The 18,108-nt window shown below is 67.9% G+C and carries 17 protein-coding genes; 14 read left to right on the top strand and 3 right to left on the bottom strand.

The window, feature by feature from the left end; genetic code table 11:
- Positions 1-12 precede the first annotated feature (12 nt).
- The 11 genes from mnmA to secA all read left to right on the top strand — a co-directional run bounded on the left by mnmA (position 13) and on the right by secA (position 13,233).
- Entirely contained in the window at positions 13-1,137 is a 1,125-nt protein-coding gene (gene mnmA, locus QFZ52_RS10435; protein WP_066211112.1) for a tRNA 2-thiouridine(34) synthase MnmA, read from the top strand.
- Between the two features lie 69 nt (positions 1,138-1,206).
- The gene (locus QFZ52_RS10430) at positions 1,207-1,602 is read left to right on the top strand and encodes a chorismate mutase (RefSeq protein ID WP_066211110.1); all 396 of its coding nucleotides are present in this window, start codon (positions 1,207-1,209) and stop codon (positions 1,600-1,602) included.
- Positions 1,599-2,666, top strand: a complete 1,068-nt coding sequence (locus QFZ52_RS10425) for a hypothetical protein (protein ID WP_307497550.1) — start codon at positions 1,599-1,601, stop codon at positions 2,664-2,666. The genes QFZ52_RS10430 and QFZ52_RS10425 overlap by 4 nt, the downstream gene beginning before the upstream one ends.
- Positions 2,667-2,732: 66 nt before the next feature.
- Positions 2,733-3,407, top strand: coding sequence for an MtrAB system response regulator MtrA (gene mtrA / locus QFZ52_RS10420; RefSeq protein ID WP_066211108.1), 675 nt, complete (start codon positions 2,733-2,735; stop codon positions 3,405-3,407).
- A complete protein-coding gene (gene mtrB / locus QFZ52_RS10415; protein ID WP_373425657.1) occupies positions 3,379-5,250 on the top strand; it encodes an MtrAB system histidine kinase MtrB in 1,872 nt (623 codons plus the stop codon). The genes mtrA and mtrB overlap by 29 nt, the downstream gene beginning before the upstream one ends.
- Positions 5,217-5,342, top strand: coding sequence for a hypothetical protein (locus tag QFZ52_RS10410; protein WP_307498746.1), 126 nt, complete (start codon positions 5,217-5,219; stop codon positions 5,340-5,342). Before mtrB ends, QFZ52_RS10410 begins: the two co-directional genes overlap by 34 nt.
- Positions 5,343-5,353: 11 nt before the next feature.
- Entirely contained in the window at positions 5,354-7,165 is a 1,812-nt protein-coding gene (locus tag QFZ52_RS10405) for an LpqB family beta-propeller domain-containing protein (protein ID WP_307497549.1), read from the top strand.
- A gap of 273 nt (positions 7,166-7,438) precedes the next feature.
- Positions 7,439-8,311, top strand: a complete 873-nt coding sequence (locus tag QFZ52_RS10400) for a ComF family protein (RefSeq protein ID WP_307497548.1) — start codon at positions 7,439-7,441, stop codon at positions 8,309-8,311.
- Positions 8,312-8,455: 144 nt separating this feature from the next.
- Positions 8,456-9,136, top strand: coding sequence for a ribosome hibernation-promoting factor, HPF/YfiA family (gene hpf, locus QFZ52_RS10395; protein WP_107004430.1), 681 nt, complete (start codon positions 8,456-8,458; stop codon positions 9,134-9,136).
- Positions 9,137-9,182: 46 nt separating this feature from the next.
- The gene (locus tag QFZ52_RS10390; RefSeq protein WP_307497547.1) at positions 9,183-10,400 is read left to right on the top strand and encodes a winged helix-turn-helix domain-containing protein; all 1,218 of its coding nucleotides are present in this window, start codon (positions 9,183-9,185) and stop codon (positions 10,398-10,400) included.
- A gap of 115 nt (positions 10,401-10,515) precedes the next feature.
- Positions 10,516-13,233, top strand: a complete 2,718-nt coding sequence (gene secA / locus QFZ52_RS10385; RefSeq protein WP_307497546.1) for a preprotein translocase subunit SecA — start codon at positions 10,516-10,518, stop codon at positions 13,231-13,233.
- A gap of 40 nt (positions 13,234-13,273) precedes the next feature.
- On the opposite strand, the gene QFZ52_RS10380 is transcribed toward secA, so the two are convergent.
- Both QFZ52_RS10380 and QFZ52_RS10375 read right to left on the bottom strand, forming a co-directional pair.
- Positions 13,274-13,786 (bottom strand): Rv3235 family protein, encoded by a 513-nt coding sequence (locus tag QFZ52_RS10380; protein ID WP_307497545.1) that lies wholly within the window; start codon positions 13,784-13,786, stop codon positions 13,274-13,276.
- A gap of 68 nt (positions 13,787-13,854) precedes the next feature.
- On the bottom strand, positions 13,855-14,835 hold the full coding sequence (locus QFZ52_RS10375; protein WP_307497544.1) for a LysM peptidoglycan-binding domain-containing protein: 981 nt from the start codon (positions 14,833-14,835) through the stop codon (positions 13,855-13,857).
- A 106-nt stretch (positions 14,836-14,941) separates the two neighbouring features.
- Between QFZ52_RS10375 and QFZ52_RS10370 the strand changes: the two genes are divergently transcribed.
- Positions 14,942-15,550: a hypothetical protein gene (locus QFZ52_RS10370; RefSeq protein WP_307497543.1), complete on the top strand. Its 609-nt coding sequence runs from the start codon at positions 14,942-14,944 to the stop codon at positions 15,548-15,550.
- 27 nt (positions 15,551-15,577) lie between these two features.
- Here QFZ52_RS10370 and QFZ52_RS10365 read toward each other — a convergent pair whose 3' ends face one another.
- Positions 15,578-15,808, bottom strand: a complete 231-nt coding sequence (locus tag QFZ52_RS10365; protein WP_307497541.1) for a helix-turn-helix domain-containing protein — start codon at positions 15,806-15,808, stop codon at positions 15,578-15,580.
- Positions 15,809-15,958: 150 nt separating this feature from the next.
- Here QFZ52_RS10365 and QFZ52_RS10360 point away from each other — a divergent pair, with 150 nt between their 5' ends.
- Both QFZ52_RS10360 and QFZ52_RS10355 read left to right on the top strand, forming a co-directional pair.
- On the top strand, positions 15,959-16,594 hold the full coding sequence (locus QFZ52_RS10360) for a hypothetical protein (protein ID WP_307497540.1): 636 nt from the start codon (positions 15,959-15,961) through the stop codon (positions 16,592-16,594).
- Positions 16,595-16,707: 113 nt separating this feature from the next.
- Positions 16,708-18,072: an AAA family ATPase gene (locus QFZ52_RS10355; RefSeq protein WP_307497539.1), complete on the top strand. Its 1,365-nt coding sequence runs from the start codon at positions 16,708-16,710 to the stop codon at positions 18,070-18,072.
- Positions 18,073-18,108 lie beyond the last annotated feature (36 nt).

Genomic DNA, 18,108 nt, shown 5'->3' with positions numbered 1-18,108 from the left:
GAGAAAGCCGGTATGCGAGTTCTAGCAGCCATGAGTGGCGGAGTCGATTCCGCCGTCGCCGCAGCACGGGCGGTCGAGGCCGGCCACGACGTCGTCGGCGTCCACCTGGCGCTCTCCCGCATGCCCGGCACGCTGCGGACCGGAAGCCGCGGCTGCTGCACGATCGAGGATTCCCGCGACGCCTACCGCGCCTGCGACGTGCTCGGCATCCCCTACTACGTGTGGGACTTCTCGGAGCGGTTCAAGGAGGACGTGGTCCAGGACTTCATCGACGAGTACGCTGCGGGCCGCACCCCGAACCCGTGCATGCGCTGCAACGAGCGCATCAAGTTCGCCGCGCTGCTGGAGAAGGCCGTCGCCCTCGGCTTCGACGCCGTCTGCACCGGGCACTACGCCAAGGTGATCGAGGACGAGAACGGCAACCGCGAACTCCACCGCGCCGCCGACTGGGCCAAGGACCAGTCCTACGTCCTGGGGGTCCTCACCCACGAGCAGCTCAAGCACGCCATGTTCCCCCTGGCCGAAACCCCGTCGAAGGCTGAGGTCCGGGCGGAGGCGGAGCGCCGCGGGCTCTCCGTGGCCAACAAGCCGGACAGCCACGACATCTGCTTCATCCCCGACGGCGACACCGCCGGCTGGCTCGCCGAGAAGATCGAGATGGAGCCGGGGGACATCCTGGACGAGACCGGCGCCAAGGTCGGCGAGCACGGCGGCGCCAATGCGTTCACCGTCGGGCAGCGCCGCGGCCTCAAGCTCGGCCGCCCGGCGTCCGACGGCAAGCCCCGCTTCGTCCTCGAGATCCGGCCCAAGGAGAACACCGTGGTGGTGGGTCCGCAGGCCCTCCTGGCCATCGACGAGATCCGCGGCATCAAGATCTCCTGGGCCGGCCTCCCGATCGCCGAGGTCGCCACGGGCGAGGAGTTCCCCTGCCACGCCCAGGTCCGGGCGCACGGCGACCCCGTTCCGGCCCGTGCGCGGGTCGAGGAGCGCGACGGCGCGCCGCAGCTCGTCGTGACGCTCGACGAGGCCCTCCGCGGCGTCGCCCCCGGCCAGACCGTGGTGCTCTACCAGGGTTCGCGCGTGCTGGGTCAGGCGACCATCGACAAGGCCCGTTCCCTCCAGCGCGCCGAACTCTGAGGCGGGGCACCCGTCCCACTCAGCGGACGGCCGCCGTGGTTGCCAGTCCGCGTCAGTAAACTGGTTCCCATGACCGCGGAGCATCACATCAGCCAGGCCTTTGATTTCGATCCCGAAGCGAGCTCGCTCGCCGGTGAAGTGGACCAGAGTGTCATGGACGAGCTGCTCACCATCCGGTCCAGCATCGACAACATCGACGCCACGCTCGTGTTCCTCCTGGCCGAACGGTTCAAGGCCACGCAGCGTGTCGGCGTGCTCAAGGCCCGTCACAAGCTGCCCGCCGGGGATCCGGGCCGTGAGGCGGCGCAGATCGCCCGCCTGCGGGCCCTTGCCACGGAGGCTCATCTTGACCCCGCCTTCGCCGAGAAGTTCCTGAATTTCATCATCAGTGAGGTCATCCGGCACCACGAGGCCATTTCCGCCGACCACGAGCGCCAGGCCGGTCAGGCCGGCTCCCCGGCGTGACCACGGAGCTGCCGGGTCTGAGCGGCGCCCGCGTGATCGGATCCGCCCACGGCCCCTGGCCCGGGACCGACCCGCTCGAAGCCACGCGGGCCCTGCGCGGAGAACTCGGCGCACCGCACGCGGCTCCTTTGGCCGAACTGCCGTCCCGGGGTGTCGGCTCCGACGCCACCGGACGGAGCGCGGCACTCCTCGCTGGGCTGTCGGCCGATGTGCAGCCCCATGGCTGGCGCCTCGGAGAGGCCGGCTCCGCGGATCATCGCCGGGCTCTGTCGGCACTCGCCACGGATCTGCAGGTGCTCGCCGACGTCGCCGGGGCGGAAGAGGCCGTGCCCGGGCCCCTCAAGCTCCAGCTGCTCGGGCCCGTGACCCTGGCGGGCTCGTTGTATCTGCACCACGGTGAACGCGTGATCTCCGACCACGGTGCGCGCCGCGACGTGGCGCAGGCCCTCGCGGAGGGGGTCCTGGACCATGTGGCCGCCGCCCGGCGCGCGGTTCCCGGCGCCGAGATCGCCGTCGTCGTGGAGGAGCCTCTTGTGACCGAGGCGCTCGCCGGCACCATCCCCACCGCGAGCGGTTACCGAACCCTGCGGTCCCTGCCCGGCGAGGAGGTGACCGCTTCCTGGCGTTGGCTCGTGGACGCCCTGCACTCCGCGGGCGCCGCCGAGGTCGCCATCGCGGTCCCGGGGGTGGAAGCGCCACTGGAGCGCATCGTGCAGGCGGGCGCGGACGGGGTGGGGCTGAAGACGGCCACCCTCACCACCCGGCAATGGGAACGGCTGGCGGGGCTTCTGGAAGGCGGCAAGACCGTGTGGGCGGAATGCGTGCCGCTGACGGTCGCGCCCGGCCAGGAGGCGCGCACGACGACGGCGCTCGCGGACTCGCTGCTGCGCACCTTCCGCGATCTGGGCCTGCCGTCCTCGCTGATGACACGGCTGCGGCTCCTGCCGGAATCGCGGTTCGTGTCCGAACGGGGCGGGCGGAGCCGTACCCCTGAGGAGGCGCTCCGGACCCTGCAGCGCGTCACCGCGCTGGCGGACTCACTGGAGCAGTCGATCGCGTCCTGACCGGGCGAATCACCGCTGACGACACGGATACGACAAAGCCACGGCCGTTAAGGGAAGATGGGTGCCATGAAGGGACGCATTCTGGTAGTTGACGACGACGAGGCACTGGCCGAGATGATCGGCATCGTGCTGCGCAACGACGGCTTCGACCCGAGCTTCTGCGCCGACGGCGCCCAGGCGCTCAGCGCCTTCCGCAGCGCCAAGCCGGACCTCGTCCTGCTGGATGTCATGCTGCCCGGGTCGGACGGCATCGAAGTCTGCCGCGCGATCCGCGCGGAGTCGGACGTCCCGATCGTCATGCTGACCGCCAAGTCGGACACCACGGACGTGGTCCGCGGTCTGGAGTCCGGCGCGGACGATTACGTCCCCAAGCCGTTCAAACCCGCCGAACTCGTGGCCCGAGTGCGCGCCCGGCTGCGCCCGGGCGATCAGAAGGCCCCCGAGACCCTCAAGATCGGTGACGTGTCCATCGACGTGGCCGGTCACACCGTGACCCGTGCCGGTGCGCCGATCTCCCTGACCCCGCTGGAATTCGACCTTCTCGTGGCCCTGGCCCGCAAGCCCTGGCAGGTCTTCACCCGTGAGCTGCTCCTGGAGCAGGTCTGGGGTTACCGTCACGCCGCGGACACCCGCCTGGTGAACGTCCACGTCCAGCGGCTGCGGTCCAAGATCGAGAAGGACCCGGAGTCCCCGGAGATCGTCCTGACGGTGCGTGGTGTCGGATATAAAGCCGGTTCCTGACTCCGGCGCCTCCGCTAGTTCCTCGCCTGCCGGCGCCTCCGCCGGTTCCGCGACCGCCGTGCCGGGCAAGGCGCTGGTGCGACTGACGGCCGCGAGCACGCTCCCGGCCGGGGGAACGGAGCCGGAGCCGGCCGCCGTCGTGCCGGAGACCCAGGACACCAGCGGCGTTCTGAAGCGCTACGGCGGACGGAGCGGGCGTCTCGTCCGGCTTTTCGGGCTCCGGGCGCTGGCCATGCTGCGGCGAGCCGCGAGGCTGCTCTGGCGCGGCGTGACCTGGCTCGGCCGCTCCGTGATCCACCGCTGGCGCCGTTCGCTCCAGTTCCGCACGGTCCTCGTCACGGTGCTGCTCGCGTCCGTAGCCCTGGTGGCCGTGGGCGCGTACCTCAGCAGCCAGATCGCCAGCAACCTCTTCCAGGAGCGCCTCCACCAGGCGGAGAACGACACCCGGAGCAGTGTCGCCACCGTCCAGAACACGTTCGACGGTGCTCAGGTCACGGACCTCGACTCGGTGCAGAAGCTCGTGGGGGACACCCTCGCGGCGCTGGACAGCAGGGGAACCCAGATGAACCGGCGGTTCATCTTCCTGGCCGTCCCGGACCAGACCCAGCCGCGCACCCGCTGGGTGGATTCGCGGAGTTCCACCGACATCGGACTGAGCGTCCTCCCGGATGATCTGCGCGAGGCGGTGCAGAAGGCCGGCCACGAGCAGTACTGGGCCTCCACCTCGCTGCCCGTCCCGGGTGGGACGGATCCCGCCATCGCCATCGGCAACAAGGTGTCCTTCAACGGCAGTGTTTATGAGCTGTATCTGATCTACGACATCTCCTCGGCCGAGACGACCCTGAACGACATCCAGAACGTGCTCCTCATCGGCGCCGGCGTCCTGGTGGTCCTGATCGGCGTGCTCGCCTGGTACGTGACGAGCGCCGTGGTCCGGCCCATCAGCCATGCCGCGCACGTGTCCGAGAACCTCGCGGCCGGTCAGCTCCAGGAACGGATGCTGGTCAAGGGCGAGGACGAGGTCGCGCGTCTGGGCGCTTCGTTCAACCACATGGCGGCGAGCCTGCAGGAACAGATCACCCAGCTCAACACGCTCTCGCAGATGCAGCAGCGCTTCGTCTCGGACGTGTCCCATGAGCTGCGGACGCCTCTCACCACGGTCCGCATGGCGGCCGATGTGCTGTACGAATCGCGGGACGATTTCGACCAGATCAACAAGCGCTCCGCGGAGCTCCTGCACACCCAGGTGGAGCGGTTCCAGTCCTTGCTGGCCGACCTCCTGGAGATTTCCCGCTACGACGCCGGAGCCGCGCAGCTCGACGCCGAACCGCTCGACCTCGCCGCGCTCATGGGACGCGTGATCGAGGGCGCCGAGCCGGTCGCGGAGGAGTACGGCTCAGTCGTGCACCTCACCGCGCCCCCGGCCGGTGTCGTGGTGGAGATGGATGCCAAGAGGATCGAGCGGATTCTCCGGAACCTGCTCCTGAACGCCCTGGAGCACGGCGAAGGCCGCCGGATCGACGTGATGGTCGCCGCCAACAGTGATGCGGCGGCGGTGACCGTGCGGGATTACGGTCTCGGACTGGATCCGGCCCAGGCGGCCCGGGTGTTCGACCGTTTCTGGCGGGCCGACCCGGCGCGAGCCCGCTCGACCGGCGGCAGCGGCCTGGGCCTGTCCATCGCCCTGGCCGACACGAAGCTCCACAACGGCTGGCTCGAGGCGCGTGGCCGCAAGGGCGCGACGGCAGCACCTTCCGGCTCACCCTCCCGCTCAAGGTCGACGGCACGATCGTCGAATCCCCCCTGCCCGTGGACAACTACCAGCCCGCCGAAGCGCCCGTGAGCCTTCCGCGCTTCCTGCCGCCCGCCCTTCCGGCCGGGTCCGGCATCGCCGAACCTCTCATCGAGGAGATCGGGCGGGAGGACTCCCGGTGAAAGGACTTCCCGTGGAACCGAGACGGTCCGGCGCGGCGCCCGCGGACTCCGCGGCCGTGACCACGGCGCAGGGTGCGGTCAGTCGCAGACGGAATGCCGGACGACGGCGGGGCGCGCCGTCGGTGCGGGAGGCCCTCGCGCTGGTGCTCGCCGTCGTCGTGCTGGTGGCGGCGGGCGGCTGCGCCTCGATCCCGCGCTCCGGGCCGGTGGGCAAGAGCCAGGGCGACACGGTGCTGCAGGCCAAGGACGCGCAGAACTACTATCCGCATGCGCCGACGCCCGGCGGATCGCAGGACTCGATCATCGAGGGCTTCTACAACGCGGGCAGCAGCGACGCCGACGATTACCAGGTGGCCCGCCTGTACCTGTCGCAGAGTGCCTCGACCACGTGGAAGGCGGAGGTGGGCACCCTGGTGTACCGCTCCGCGAAGGTGGAGCGCGGGGCCAAAGCCAACGAGTACGTCTATGACCTCGACCTCGCCTACGAGGTGGACGGCCAGGGCATCGTGACCACCCACCCGAAGGGCACCCACCGCCGGGTGCCGCTGACCCTGGCCCAGGTCAACGGCGAGTGGCGCATCAGCCAGCTCGACGGCGGGACGGTCATCCCTCAGGACGTCTTCCAGCGCCGGTACAACCCGTACACGCTCTACTTCTACGACCCCAGTTTCCGGTACGCCGTCCCCGATGTGCGCTGGTTCATCACCGGTTCCAGCACGGCCACGTCGATCGTCAAGGCGGTCCTCGCAGGCCCGGCGCCCCACTTGAAGGGGGCCGTGGTCAGCGCGTTCCCGGATGGGACCCGGCTCGCCAAGGACTCGGTGCCGATCGTGTCCGGCACCGCCCAGGTGGACCTCACGGCGGAACTGCTGCAGAGCTCCGTGACGGATCGGCACCGGATGCTGAACCAGCTGACGATCGCCTTGCGCGCGCCCGCCTCGGTGGTCAGTGTCCAGCTTCTGGCCGGTTCCACGGCGCTGACCATGGACGGTTCCGACTCCGTGGTCCCTCCCATCCTGAACGCCACCGTTCCTTCGTGGCAGGTGTCCGTGCTCCAGGGACAGCTCGGGATCTACGAGAACAACAAGGCGGAGCGGGTCAAGGGTCTGGACACCGCCGCCAATTACAACCCGCGCAACCCGGCCGTGTCCTACACGCAGGACAGCTTCGCCTTCCTCAATCAGCAGCGGACGGCGCTGTACATGGCCACCGCCGGCAGGACCGTGAAGGAAGTCCTCGACGGCACGGACCTCCTCCGGCCGAGCTTCGATCCGCAGGGCTGGGTCTGGAGCGGGATGAGCAGTCCCCAGGGCGGCAAGCTCACCGCGTTCAACTCGGACAACGCCTTCGGCGCCGCGCCGCCGGCCTCCGTGACGCTCACCCCGGACTGGCTGCGCGGGCAGACCGTCAAGGACGCTCAGCTCTCGCGGGACGGCACCAGGATCCTGATCCTCACCGGCTCGGGGGAGGGCACCAAGGTCCTCATCGCGGGGGTCATCCGCAGCGCGGACGGAACGCCCCGTGGCCTGACCACGCCGCTGCCGCTCTCCGACGGGAAGAACGTCACCCAAGGCGCCTGGGTCAGCGACACCCAGGTGCTCGTGGCCAACACCTCGGGCTCCGGCGCCGAATCGCCCCTGCTGCTGTCCCTGCGGAGCTTCCAGGTCCAGGAACTGTCCGATGTCGTCGGCCTGCGCGGGATCAGCGTCGGCAACGGCATCCAGGACATCTACGTGCAGACGGCCACCGGGCTGGCTCAGCGGGTGGGCAACACCTGGGTCCAGCAGGGCGCGGGTGTGAAGGACCCGAAGTTCGCCGGCTGAGGGACGTCTGGACGACCTGATCCGGCCCTTGTGGGTATCGATATCCACACGCAGCGGGCGTGTGTTCCACTGCAGATGGTCCTCGGCCAGGATCGTCCCATGGACTCCTTCACCAGTTCGGTCTCTGCCAGTGGACGGCTGCCTTCCGGCGGCCGGCTCTCTCCCGGCGTACCGTTCTCTCCCGGCGGCCGGCTCTCTCCCGGCGGACGACGCGCGGCGCCTCGGACCGGACTGTCACGCGCAGCGGGTGCGCTCCTCGCAGGTCTGACCTCCATGGCCAGCCTCGTCACCGGCGCCGAATGCGCGGCCTGCGGGCTGCCCGAGGTCATGCTCTGTCCCGCCTGCCGGCGCGAACTGCACCACCACGGCCTGGCGCCGTTTCCGGTGGGGCACCGTGCGCCGGCTCTCGCGGGCCGTCCGGACTGGACGGTGCTGACGGCCGCCGACTACGCGGGGGTCCTTACACAGGTGATCCTGACCCAGAAACGCCTTGGCCATCGTGAACTGTCGCGCGAACTCGGGGCGTTGCTGCACCGTGTGATCTGGGCGTTCCCCCGAGTGGCCGCACCCGCGCCCGCACGGCAGGAGGCTCCGCGTCCGGTGTGGCTCGTGCCGGTGCCGGGCAGTGGGGCCTCGTTCCGCAAACGTGGCTTCGACCCTCTGGCCCTCGTGGTGCGCTGTGCCGCTGCCGCCGGGCTTCCGGCCGACTGCGGCATGATGCCGGCGCTGGCCGTCCGCGGCCTGCCGGAACGCTTGGTGCGTGCGGTCGTGCGCGGTGCTCGCCTGCGCGATGACGGCAGCCCGGATCCGGTGCTGAGCAGGGTGGGCCGTGTGCTCTGGAAAGCCCTGCCACGGCCGGGAAACGGGCAGAAGGGGCTCGGCGCCTCGGCCCGCCGATCGCGCCTGTCCGGCAGCATGAGGCTGTCCCTGGCCTTCCGGCTCGCGTACCGGGACGATGCGCTGAGGGGCGCCGACTGTGTGCTCGTGGACGATGTCCTGACCACCGGCGCCACGCTGGATGAGGCGGGCCGGGTCCTGGAGGAGGCCGGGGCCAGGGTTCTCGGCGCGGTGGTGGTCGCCGCTGCGAGGCCGCCCTCGGACCGGGGGAGTTCCCAGGAAGAAATAAGTGAACAAGGGATGAATTAGTGAGCGCTATCCACTAACGTCAGTACTGGGTACCAAGCCAAGAAGGTACCTGTCGATAGCGGCTCGGAAAGGGGCTCGACTGTCAAACAGACCGGCCCCAGGAACCAGCCGTCGTCGTGCCACCGAAACACTGTGGAGGACACCATGGAGTTCATGATCAGCGGCCGCAACGTGACTGTATCGGACCGTTTCCGCGAGTACGCGAGCGAGAAACTCTCCAAGCTGGAAACGCTGGGCGACAAGGTCCAGCGGATCGACACGAAGGTCTCCAAGAAAGCCCACTCCCGGTCGGCGGATAACGATCTCACCGTCGAGGTCACTGTTCTGGGACGTGGTCCGGTGATCCGGGCCGAGGCTGTTTCGGGTGATAAGTTCGCGGCCTTCGACCTGGCCTACGGGAAGCTCCTTGAGCGCCTGCGCCGGGCCAAGGACAGGCGCAAGGTGCATCACGGCAGGCACACTCCACAAGCGGTGCATGAGGCGACCGCGAGCCTGGAACCACCGGCACCGGAATCCCCTGAACCTCCGGCACCCTATGAGATCCCCAACGACATCCCCGCGGGCGATTCGCCCGTGCTGATCCGCCGGAAGGTCTTCCCCGCCACGACCATGACGGTGGACGAGGCCGTGGACAACATGGAGCTCGTGGGCCACGCCTTCTACCTCTTCGTGGACAAGGAGACCGAACAGCATTCCGTGGTGTACCGTCGCACGGGATGGACCTACGGCGTCATCACCCTCGATCCCGAATGCACCGAAGCCGAGGGCCAGGAGAAGATCCACGCCTACCGCTCCGACGATGAGGACGCGGTGGTCGTCGCCTGACGGAAGCGCGCGCCAGAGGCGGCGCGCAGGACAGACAAGGAGCACCGTGCCGGAAACGCTGACTCTCGCCCAGGCGAGGAGAATCGCACTGGCGGCACAGGGACTCTCGAAGGAACGGCCCACCGGCCCCGCCACGGCGAGGTCGGTGGGCCGTTCCTTCGCCCAGATGCAATTGGTGCAGATCGACTCGGTCAACGTCCTGTCCCGCAGCCACTACCTGCCGTTCTTCTCCCGGCTGGGAGCGTATGACAAGGCCCTGGTGGACCGGATGTCCCAGAAGGCTCCGCGGAGCATGATGGAGTTCTGGGCGCACGAAGCGAGCTTCATCCAGCCGTCCCATTTCGAAGCCCTGCGGCATTGGCAGCGCCGCCGCTGGGTGAGCGCCGAGCACCTCGACGCCGGTCAGCGCGAAGAGCTGCGGGAGAGCATTCTGGACGTGCTCGGGCGCTCGCGGCCGTTAACCGCGTCCCAGCTCACGGAGCGCCTCGGCCACGTCGAAGAGAAGCGGAACGACCACTGGGGCTGGAACTGGAACGCCGTGAAGGTGGTGCTGGAGTACCTGTTCGCCCGCGGTGAAGTCACGTCAGCCGGCCGGACGGAACAATTCGAACGCCGCTACACCCTGACCACCCGGGCCTTCCCCCTCCTGGATTCCCCGCAGGGGCCCGATCTCCAAGATCCTGCCGCTCGTGAAACGTCCCTCGATCTCCTGGTCGAGGCTTCCGCCAGAGCCCACGGCGTCGGCACGGTGAAGTGCCTCGCGGACTATTTCCGGCTGCCGGTCCGCCCGGTGGCCGAAGCACTCGAGCGGCTGGCCGCGCGCGACGTCGTGCGCTCCGTGGACGTCGACGGCTGGGGGAGCGGGCTCTACCGGCATCTGGGGGTGAAACTCCCGCGGGCCGCCGCGGGGCAGGCCTTGCTGAGTCCGTTCGATCCGATGGTGTTCGAGCGCACCCGCCTGGAACGGCTCTTCGGCTTCCACTATCGGATCGAGATCTACACGCCCGCCCACCGCCGGCGTTACGGCTACTACGTGCTGCCGTTCCTGCTCCGGGACACCATGGCCGCGCGGGTGGACCTGAAGGCGGATCGCGCGGCATCGCGTCTGCTGGTCCCCGGCGCCTACGAGGAGCCCGGCGCTCCGTCGGACACGGCGGTCCGGCTGGCCGGGGAACTGGAGACCATGGCGTCCTGGCTGGGACTGGAATCGGTCGAGGTCGAGGGAAGCGACGACTTCACCGCCCGGCTGAAGCGTTCGCTGTAGGCGCATTCGAGCCTGCAACCGGGAACCCTGGGCGGTTCCCACACGTGTCTCACGTAGACTGAACACGCCGTGAACGGCATGCCAAGACACGCGTATCGATTGGGAGTACCCGCACGTGGCCTCACTTCTTGAAAAACTCTTGCGCACCGGCGACAAGAAGACGCTCAAGCGTCTCCGCAACTATGCGGACGCCATCAATGCACTTGAGGATTCCTTCACAGGCTTCACCGATGCCGAGCTCCGTGCTGAGACGGACCGGCTGCGGGAACGCCATGAGGACGGCGAGTCCCTGGACGCGCTGCTGCCGGAGGCCTTCGCCGCCGTCCGTGAGGCTTCAGCCCGCACCCTGGGCATGCGACACTTCGACGTCCAGCTCATGGGTGGAGCCGCGCTTCACCTCGGCAACATCGCCGAGATGAAAACCGGTGAAGGCAAGACCCTGGTGGCCACCGCTCCCGCGTATCTGAACGCGCTGAGCGGCAAGGGCGTGCACGTCGTCACGGTCAACGACTACCTCGCGGAGTACCAGTCCGAACTGATGGGCCGCGTCTACCGCTTCCTCGGCCTGACCAGCGGTTGCATCCTGGCCAATCAGGATCCCGCTCTGCGCAAGGTCCAGTACGACGCGGACATCACGTACGGCACCAACAACGAGTTCGGCTTCGATTACCTGCGCGACAACATGGCGTGGGACAAGTCGGAACTGGTGCAGCGCGGTCACAACTTCGCGATCGTCGATGAGGTGGACTCCATCCTGATCGATGAGGCCCGTACGCCGCTCATCATCTCCGGCCCCGCCCAGGGCGACGCCAACCGCTGGTACGGCGAGTTCGCTTCGCTGGTGCAGAAGCTTGAGGAAGGCCGCGACTACGAGGTCGACGAGAAGAAGCGCACCGTCGGTGTTCTCGAGTCCGGCATCGCCAAGGTGGAGGACTACCTCGGCATCCACAACCTCTACGAATCCGCGAACACACCGCTCATCGGGTTCCTGAACAACGCCATCAAGGCCAAGGAACTGTTCAAGCGCGACAAGGACTATGTCGTCATGGACGGCGAAGTCCTCATCGTCGATGAGCACACCGGGCGTGTACTCGCCGGCCGCCGCTACAACGAGGGCATGCACCAGGCGATCGAGGCCAAGGAGAAGGTCGAGGTCAAGCCTGAGAACCAGACTCTGGCGACCGTGACTCTGCAGAACTACTTCCGCATGTATGACAAGCTCTCCGGCATGACCGGCACGGCCGAGACCGAGGCCGCGGAGTTCATGTCCACGTACAAGCTCGGCGTGGTGCCGATCCCCACGAACCGGCCGATGCAGCGCATCGATCAGCCCGACCTCGTCTACAAGAACGAAGTGGTCAAGTTCGACGCCGTCGTGCAGGACATCGTCGAGCGTCACGAAAAGGGCCAGCCGGTCCTGGTGGGCACCACCAGCGTCGAGAAGAGCGAGTACCTCTCCCAGAAGCTGGCCAAGGAGGGCGTCCGTCACGAAGTCCTCAACGCCAAGAACCACGCTCGCGAAGCCGCGATCGTCGCCGAGGCGGGCCGCAAGGGCGCCGTGACCGTGGCCACCAACATGGCCGGTCGCGGTACGGACATCATGCTGGGCGGCAGCCCCGAGTTCACCGCGGTCGCAGCGCTCAAGGCCCGTGGTCTGGATCCCGAAGAGAATCCCGAAGAGTACGAGGCCGCCTGGCCTGAGGCTCTGGAAGCCGCGAAGAAGGCGGTCAAGGACGAGCACGAGGAAGTCCTGGAACTCGGCGGTCTGTATGTGCTCGGCACGGAACGTCACGAGTCCCGCCGTATCGACAACCAGCTCCGTGGCCGCTCCGGCCGTCAAGGCGACCCGGGTGAGTCCCGCTTCTACCTGTCGCTCACGGACGACCTCATGCGCCTCTTCAACTCCGGCGCAGCGGAACGTCTGATGGCTTCGACCCTGGACGACGAGACCGCGCTGGAGTCCAAGATGGTCTCCCGTGCGATCGCCTCGGCCCAGGGCCAGGTTGAAGGGCGCAACGCTGAGCAGCGGAAGAACGTGCTCAAGTACGACGACGTCCTGAACCGCCAGCGCGAGGCCATCTACGGTGACCGTCGCCGGATCCTCGAGGGCGACGATCTGCACGAGAAGGTGCAGTTCTTCCTCGAGGACACCATCAACGCGGTGATCGACGACGCCACGGCGGAGGGACACAGCGAGGAGTGGGACTACGACCTGCTCTGGAGCAACCTCAAGACGCTGTACCCGATGACCCTGAGCCAGAAGGACATCTTCGATGAGGCCGGGGGCAAGTCCGGTGTCACTGCTTCCTTCCTCAAGGACGAGATCCTTTCCGACGCGCGTCTGGCCTACGAGGCACGGGAGAAGCAGCTCGGCAGCGAGAACATGCGCGAATTCGAACGCCGCGTCGTCCTCTCGGTGATCGGCCGCAAGTGGCAGGAACACTTGTACGAGATGGATTACCTGAAGGAAGGCATCGGGCTCCGGGCGATGGCCCAGCGCGACCCGCTGGTCGAGTACCAGCGCGAGGGGTACACGCTCTTCCAGGCCATGATGGCCGGTATTCGCGAGGAGTCGGTCGGCTTCCTCTACAACCTGGAGGTGGAGGTCACCGAGACTCCCGCCGCCGAGGCCACGTCGGAGCCGCACATCCACGCCGCAGGCTTGGAGACTCCGGAACAGCCCGCGCAACTTCAGTACTCCGCTCCGGGCGAGGACGGCGAGACGGAGACCCACGTCGAGCGGAAGGACTCCGCGACGGACGCCACTCGTGACGCGCGGTCCGGGAACCCTGCCCGCAGTGGTGGCAAGAAGGGCAACCGTAAGCGTCGCTAGTCGCCGGGAGTGATCGCCAGGGCGGGAAACCGTCCGGTGGTCAACCGACCTCGAGGGCCGTCACGATCCAGGAAGCACGCCGTGCTTCCATCCGGATCGCGACGGCCCTCGTGCGTTGGCGGCAACGGACAACGGCGGTGGCCTCGACCACCAGGGGTGTGACGCATTGGGCGTGGATGCTCTGCACGTGGGCGTCCGCGTAGGGTGACGGGCGGTCCCGCCCGAAGTGTTCCTGACACTCCTGGACCAGGGCCCTCCGGAGCTGGAGCGATGAGAACAGCGGGGGTTCCATCCAGCGCGACAGCTGTTGAAGTGGCCGGGTGCCGTTCAGCGCCTCCATGATGGCCTGCACCAGGCGATGGACCTGCCCTTTGAGCTGGTGCAGCCTTCGAGCGTCGTCCAGGGACACGGGAAGCGGCTGCGGCGGGATCGGCCGTGGAGGCGTGATGGTCCGGAGGGTTTCCGCACGGCCATCAAGGGCCTTGGGCAATCGGCGCGGACTGGCTGTGGGAGGTGCTCCGGCCTCGGCCGGTGTCCTTGCAGGCGGTGTCATGCGATGTTCTCCTTCGAAAACGTTGGTGTCGGGGCGCAGCCATCAGGCAGGGTGGAGAAGCCGTCACGTCAGCCCCTGTCCGGCACTGTGAGGACCGTCCCCGGCAGAAGGCGGTTCGGGTCCCCGCCGATGACGCCGCGATTGGCGGCATGCCAGCGGGGCCAATACTTGGCGATCTCCACGTCCGTGGCCCCGGGGCCCAGCTCGCGGGCCGCCAGAATCCAGAGGGAATCACCGGACCGGACTTCGACTTCGCGCGGCGCGGATGGATGGGTCACCGGGGATCGCCGCGGTCCTGCCGCCAGATGACCCGCCTCAGGGAGGCCGGCGGAAGGCGTCCACCCAGGATCCAGGGAACCCGGCCCGTCCGAGGAGGCGGGGGAACGGACCGCGTCCGCAGAACTATCGTGAGCCGGGGCCATCGGCTGGGGGAGTCTGTTCCTTTCTGGGGTTCCGTCCGACCACACCGGATCGAGAGATCGGTCCTTGGGAGGGCTCAGGACGGACTCCGCCGACGCGGTCTTTCCGGGGGCGCCGCTCACCCGGTCCAGGAGAGTGTCCCCACCTGGAGATGCCGAATGCCCGAATTGCGTCGGGGAAGCGATCTGAGCGGGCGAGCCCGCAAGGACTGTGCCAGGTGCGACACTGACGGCGGCCTGGGCTCCCGTGCCGCCGAGGAGACTGAGGCCCAGGACCGCCAGCGCCAGGCGCCGCATGAACGCGGGGGTCCACTTGCCCAGTTGATCGGACGGGGTGCGGTGCCCCCGGATCTCAGAGGCGGCGGACAGGAAGGCCAACAGCATCGACAGCAGCCACCAGACCACTGTCGCCGAGCCCGCCCAGAGAGCGAGCGAACCCACCAGTGTCTCCACCCGCTCGTTCGGCAGGTCTGAGGCGGCCCAGTCGACGCGTCCCGATCCGGAGGAGCGGCTGATCCAGCCGATCAGGATCAGGCCGGCTCCCGCGCCGAGGACACACAAGGACAGCACGGCGTCTGCCCTCGTCCCTGAAGGCACGCGGCGGTGGTGAGGAGGCTGTGCGAGCGTCATCGACCTCTCCTTTGATGTCATTTGGTGTCATTTGATGAAAGTAGATCCATCTTGATCCGGTTGGCCGTGTTTGTCCAGAGTCTGTTTCAAACAGGGTGACTTTTGAATGACAAGGCGTCGCTTCTACGGTGATCCCATGCGCTGGGGACTGCTCTTTGAAGACATCGAAGCTCAACTCGAAGAGGCTCTGCGCCTGGAGAGGGAATCCGGCGCGGCCGAAATGGAACGCGCCGAGTTCGCTCGGGTGCTGTTCCGGGACCGTCTGAGGGGTGCGAGTGGTCGCGTGGTCACGCTGGAGGTGGCCGGCGTGGGTCGACTGGAAGGGGTGGTGCGACGGGTCGGCAGCGATTGGCTGATCGTGGAAGAGAGCGCCTCCGACTGGCTGATCTTCACCCCGACGATCCTGTCGGCGTCAGGGATGGGCGCGTCCGCTCCTCCCGCTGAAGGGGCCCTATGGGGGCGGCTGGGAGTGGCGTCCGCCTTGAGGACGGTGTCCCGTGATCGGTCAGCGGTCCGGGTCTTCCTGGCTTCTGACGGCCCCGGTCCCTCGGTGCTGTCCGGCGTGATCGCCCGGGTCGGCGCCGATTTTCTGGATCTCTGGGAGGTGGACCGCGCCATGGAGGCCGGAGGACGGCAAGCGGTCCACACGATTCCACTGGCCGCATTCAGGGCTCTCCAGAGTGGAGCGGGAGCAGGGGTGTTCGGCGCCCTCTGAAGCCCGCAGTCCGGTGGGGCTCGGATCTCAGCTGGAAGTGGGACTCTCGGACGAGGAAGCGGTGTTCTCGATGCTGAGCCTCGTCTGCTCGTACTGCTCCTGGATGTACTCCTCGAGCTTTTCAGCCTCCACGCGCCAGACGCCGCGTCCGCCGATCCGGATGGCCTTCAGCTGCCCGCTCCTGACGAGCGCATAGGCCTGCGAGGAGTTGATCTGGAGGATCTCCTCCACGTCGGCGAGGGTCAGGAAGCGGCGCATGAACCCATTCTGCCATCTTGTGGATCTGCGCGAAGGCGAGTTATCCACAGTCAGCGATCACGCCATGTCACTCGACAGAAAATTGCGTCACGCTTCATGAATAATGTCCCGGGAAAGTGATGTGTTCCCCTCGATGGATTGGAGAGTTCCGTGAGTGATGCTGCCGTGGGCCGCCTGAGAAAGCCCTCGTGGAAGGACCCTCGTCTCCTCCTGGGGCTTCTTCTGGTTCTGCTGTCCACTGCGGGCACGATCGTCCTGGTCGCCAGTCTTGATCGGGGAGTCGAGGTCTACGTGGCACGGAAGGGGATTCCGGCAGGTGATCACCTCGTGGCGGCTGACTTCGAGCGCTCCACCATGAGGCTTGGAGGTACGGAGACTCAGTACCTCCGCGCGGATCAGCCGTTTCCGGAGGGGATGATCGCGACGGCGTTCGTCGGAAAGGGGCAGCTCGTCCCCACCAGCAGCATCGCTGCAGCCCGCACGCTCACCAGCAAGCCGGTCGCCGTTCCCGTGGAGGGCGTACTTCCGGAGCAACTGCAGGAAGGGGCCACCGCTGATTTGTGGGTGGCCGCTCCGGATGAGCGCAACGGGTTCAAGGAGCCTCGCCTTCTCGTCCGCGCGGGTGACGTGGTCAAAGTGGTGCAGAACCAGCAGACGTTCGGTGCGAATACGTCTCAGGTGGTCATCGTGCTGATCCCTGATGGCCAGTTGTCCCAGGTTCTCGCCGCGCAGGCGAACAAGTCCAGGATCTCGCTGGTCTGGAATCCTGCGGGGCACGCTTCATGACGGTGAGCATCGCCGCGTTTGGCGGTGGATCGGCGGAAGTCGCAGAGAGGCTGAGCGGGGCGCGACGCGGCGTGTTCACGGTGGTCAGACGGAGCGAGAGCCTCGAGGAATTGATGGGCGCCTGTCAGGCCGGCCTGGCGCAGGTGGCGCTCTTCGCCGGCGGCGACTCGGCGCTGGACGCCACCACGGTCGACCGCCTGAGGGCTCTCGGGGTCGTGGTGCTCGTGCTGAGTGAGGATTCTTCGGAGCGGGAGCGGCTGACGCGCGTGGGGGCGCTGACCCTGCCTTCCGACGCCGAGGTCGCGCAGGTGGAGGAATCGCTTTCGACGGCTCTGGACCTCGTGGGCCGGCGGATGGATCCGCCTCGTGCGGCGAACGACGGCGCCGCGTCCGGGTCGAGGGCGAAGCCGGGGAACTCCTGGGCGCGGGTTCACCATCAGGCCGCCGCGCGACCGTCGGGATCCGCAGTGGACGGGTCCGTGGACGCTGACGGAGACTCCGCCGGCAGTCACGCGGACGGACGGGTTCTTGCGGAGGGATCGCGGGAGAATGCAGCCGGTGCCGGGAGGTCCGCCGAGGGGCGACGGCATCGACAGCACGCGGCGCAGGATCCGGCGGGACCACCGTGCGTCCTCGTGGTCTGGGGGCCTGCCGGGGCACCGGGGCGGACAACGGTGGCGGTCAACATCGCGGCCGAACTCGCGATGGAGGGACGCGGCGTCGCACTTCTCGACGCCGACGTCTACGGGGCGAGCGTGGCCGCACACCTCGGTTTACTGGACGAGTCCGCAGGTCTCGCCCAGGCGTGCCGTCTGGCGGACCAGGGCAGGCTCGACGCGACGGCGCTCGAACGCCTCAGGGTGCCGCTCGCACTGGGGACGGGATCCTTGGACGTGCTGAGTGGACTCACCCGGCCGGAACGGTGGAGCGAGCTCAGAGGGCCCGCGCTGGCGATCGTTCTGGAGCTCTGTTCCGCGCTCTATGACCATGTGGTCATCGACGTGGGCTTCTGTCTGGAGGCTGACGAGGAACTCAGCTTCGACACCATGGCTCCCCGGCGGAACGCCGCCTCTCTCGTAGCGCTGGAAGCGGCGGAAAGGGTCTACGCCGTGGGGGAGGCCACCGCGGTGGGATTGCCCCGTCTGGTGCGCGCCGCGCCCGCTCTGCGCGAGGCTTCGCCGGAGGCTGAAGTGGTTGTGCTGATGAACAAGGTGCGGCAGGACGCTGTCGGACGCTTTCCGGAGCGCCAGCTGCGAGAAGCGTGGGAGCGTTTCGGCCCGTCCCTGCCGATCGGCTCATTTCTCCCGTTCACCCCGGAGGTTGCGGACACCGCGCTGCGCCTGGGGAGTGTTCTGGCGGAGTCCGCTCCGCACTCTGAACTGCGCCAGGCGGTCCGAACATTGGTTTGTGCATCTGCACAGCGTTCTCGGAAATCCTCTGTGTTTTACGCCACGACGCGGCGGGCGGGATCGCGCTAGGCTCGCCACTAAGACCGCAATGAAGCGGTGAATCAT

It is taken from the genome of Arthrobacter woluwensis, from assembly GCF_030816155.1.
GTDB lineage: Bacteria > Actinomycetota > Actinomycetes > Actinomycetales > Micrococcaceae > Arthrobacter_E > Arthrobacter_E woluwensis_A.
Note: the sequence above shows the minus strand (reverse complement) of the source record. Positions and strands in the feature narration are given on the sequence as shown.

Coding starts and splice junctions, on each gene's coding strand:
- mnmA (WP_066211112.1), top strand. CDS start 13: ATGCGAGTTCTAGCAGCCATGAGTGGCGGAGTCGATTCCGCCGTCGCC.
- QFZ52_RS10430 (WP_066211110.1), top strand. CDS start 1,207: ATGACCGCGGAGCATCACATCAGCCAGGCCTTTGATTTCGATCCCGAA.
- mtrA (WP_066211108.1), top strand. CDS start 2,733: ATGAAGGGACGCATTCTGGTAGTTGACGACGACGAGGCACTGGCCGAG.
- QFZ52_RS10400 (WP_307497548.1), top strand. CDS start 7,439: ATGGCCAGCCTCGTCACCGGCGCCGAATGCGCGGCCTGCGGGCTGCCC.
- hpf (WP_107004430.1), top strand. CDS start 8,456: ATGGAGTTCATGATCAGCGGCCGCAACGTGACTGTATCGGACCGTTTC.
- QFZ52_RS10380 (WP_307497545.1), bottom strand. CDS start 13,786: ATGACACCGCCTGCAAGGACACCGGCCGAGGCCGGAGCACCTCCCACA.
- QFZ52_RS10375 (WP_307497544.1), bottom strand. CDS start 14,835: ATGACGCTCGCACAGCCTCCTCACCACCGCCGCGTGCCTTCAGGGACG.
- QFZ52_RS10370 (WP_307497543.1), top strand. CDS start 14,942: ATGACAAGGCGTCGCTTCTACGGTGATCCCATGCGCTGGGGACTGCTC.
- QFZ52_RS10365 (WP_307497541.1), bottom strand. CDS start 15,808: ATGCGCCGCTTCCTGACCCTCGCCGACGTGGAGGAGATCCTCCAGATC.
- QFZ52_RS10355 (WP_307497539.1), top strand. CDS start 16,708: ATGGGCGCCTGTCAGGCCGGCCTGGCGCAGGTGGCGCTCTTCGCCGGC.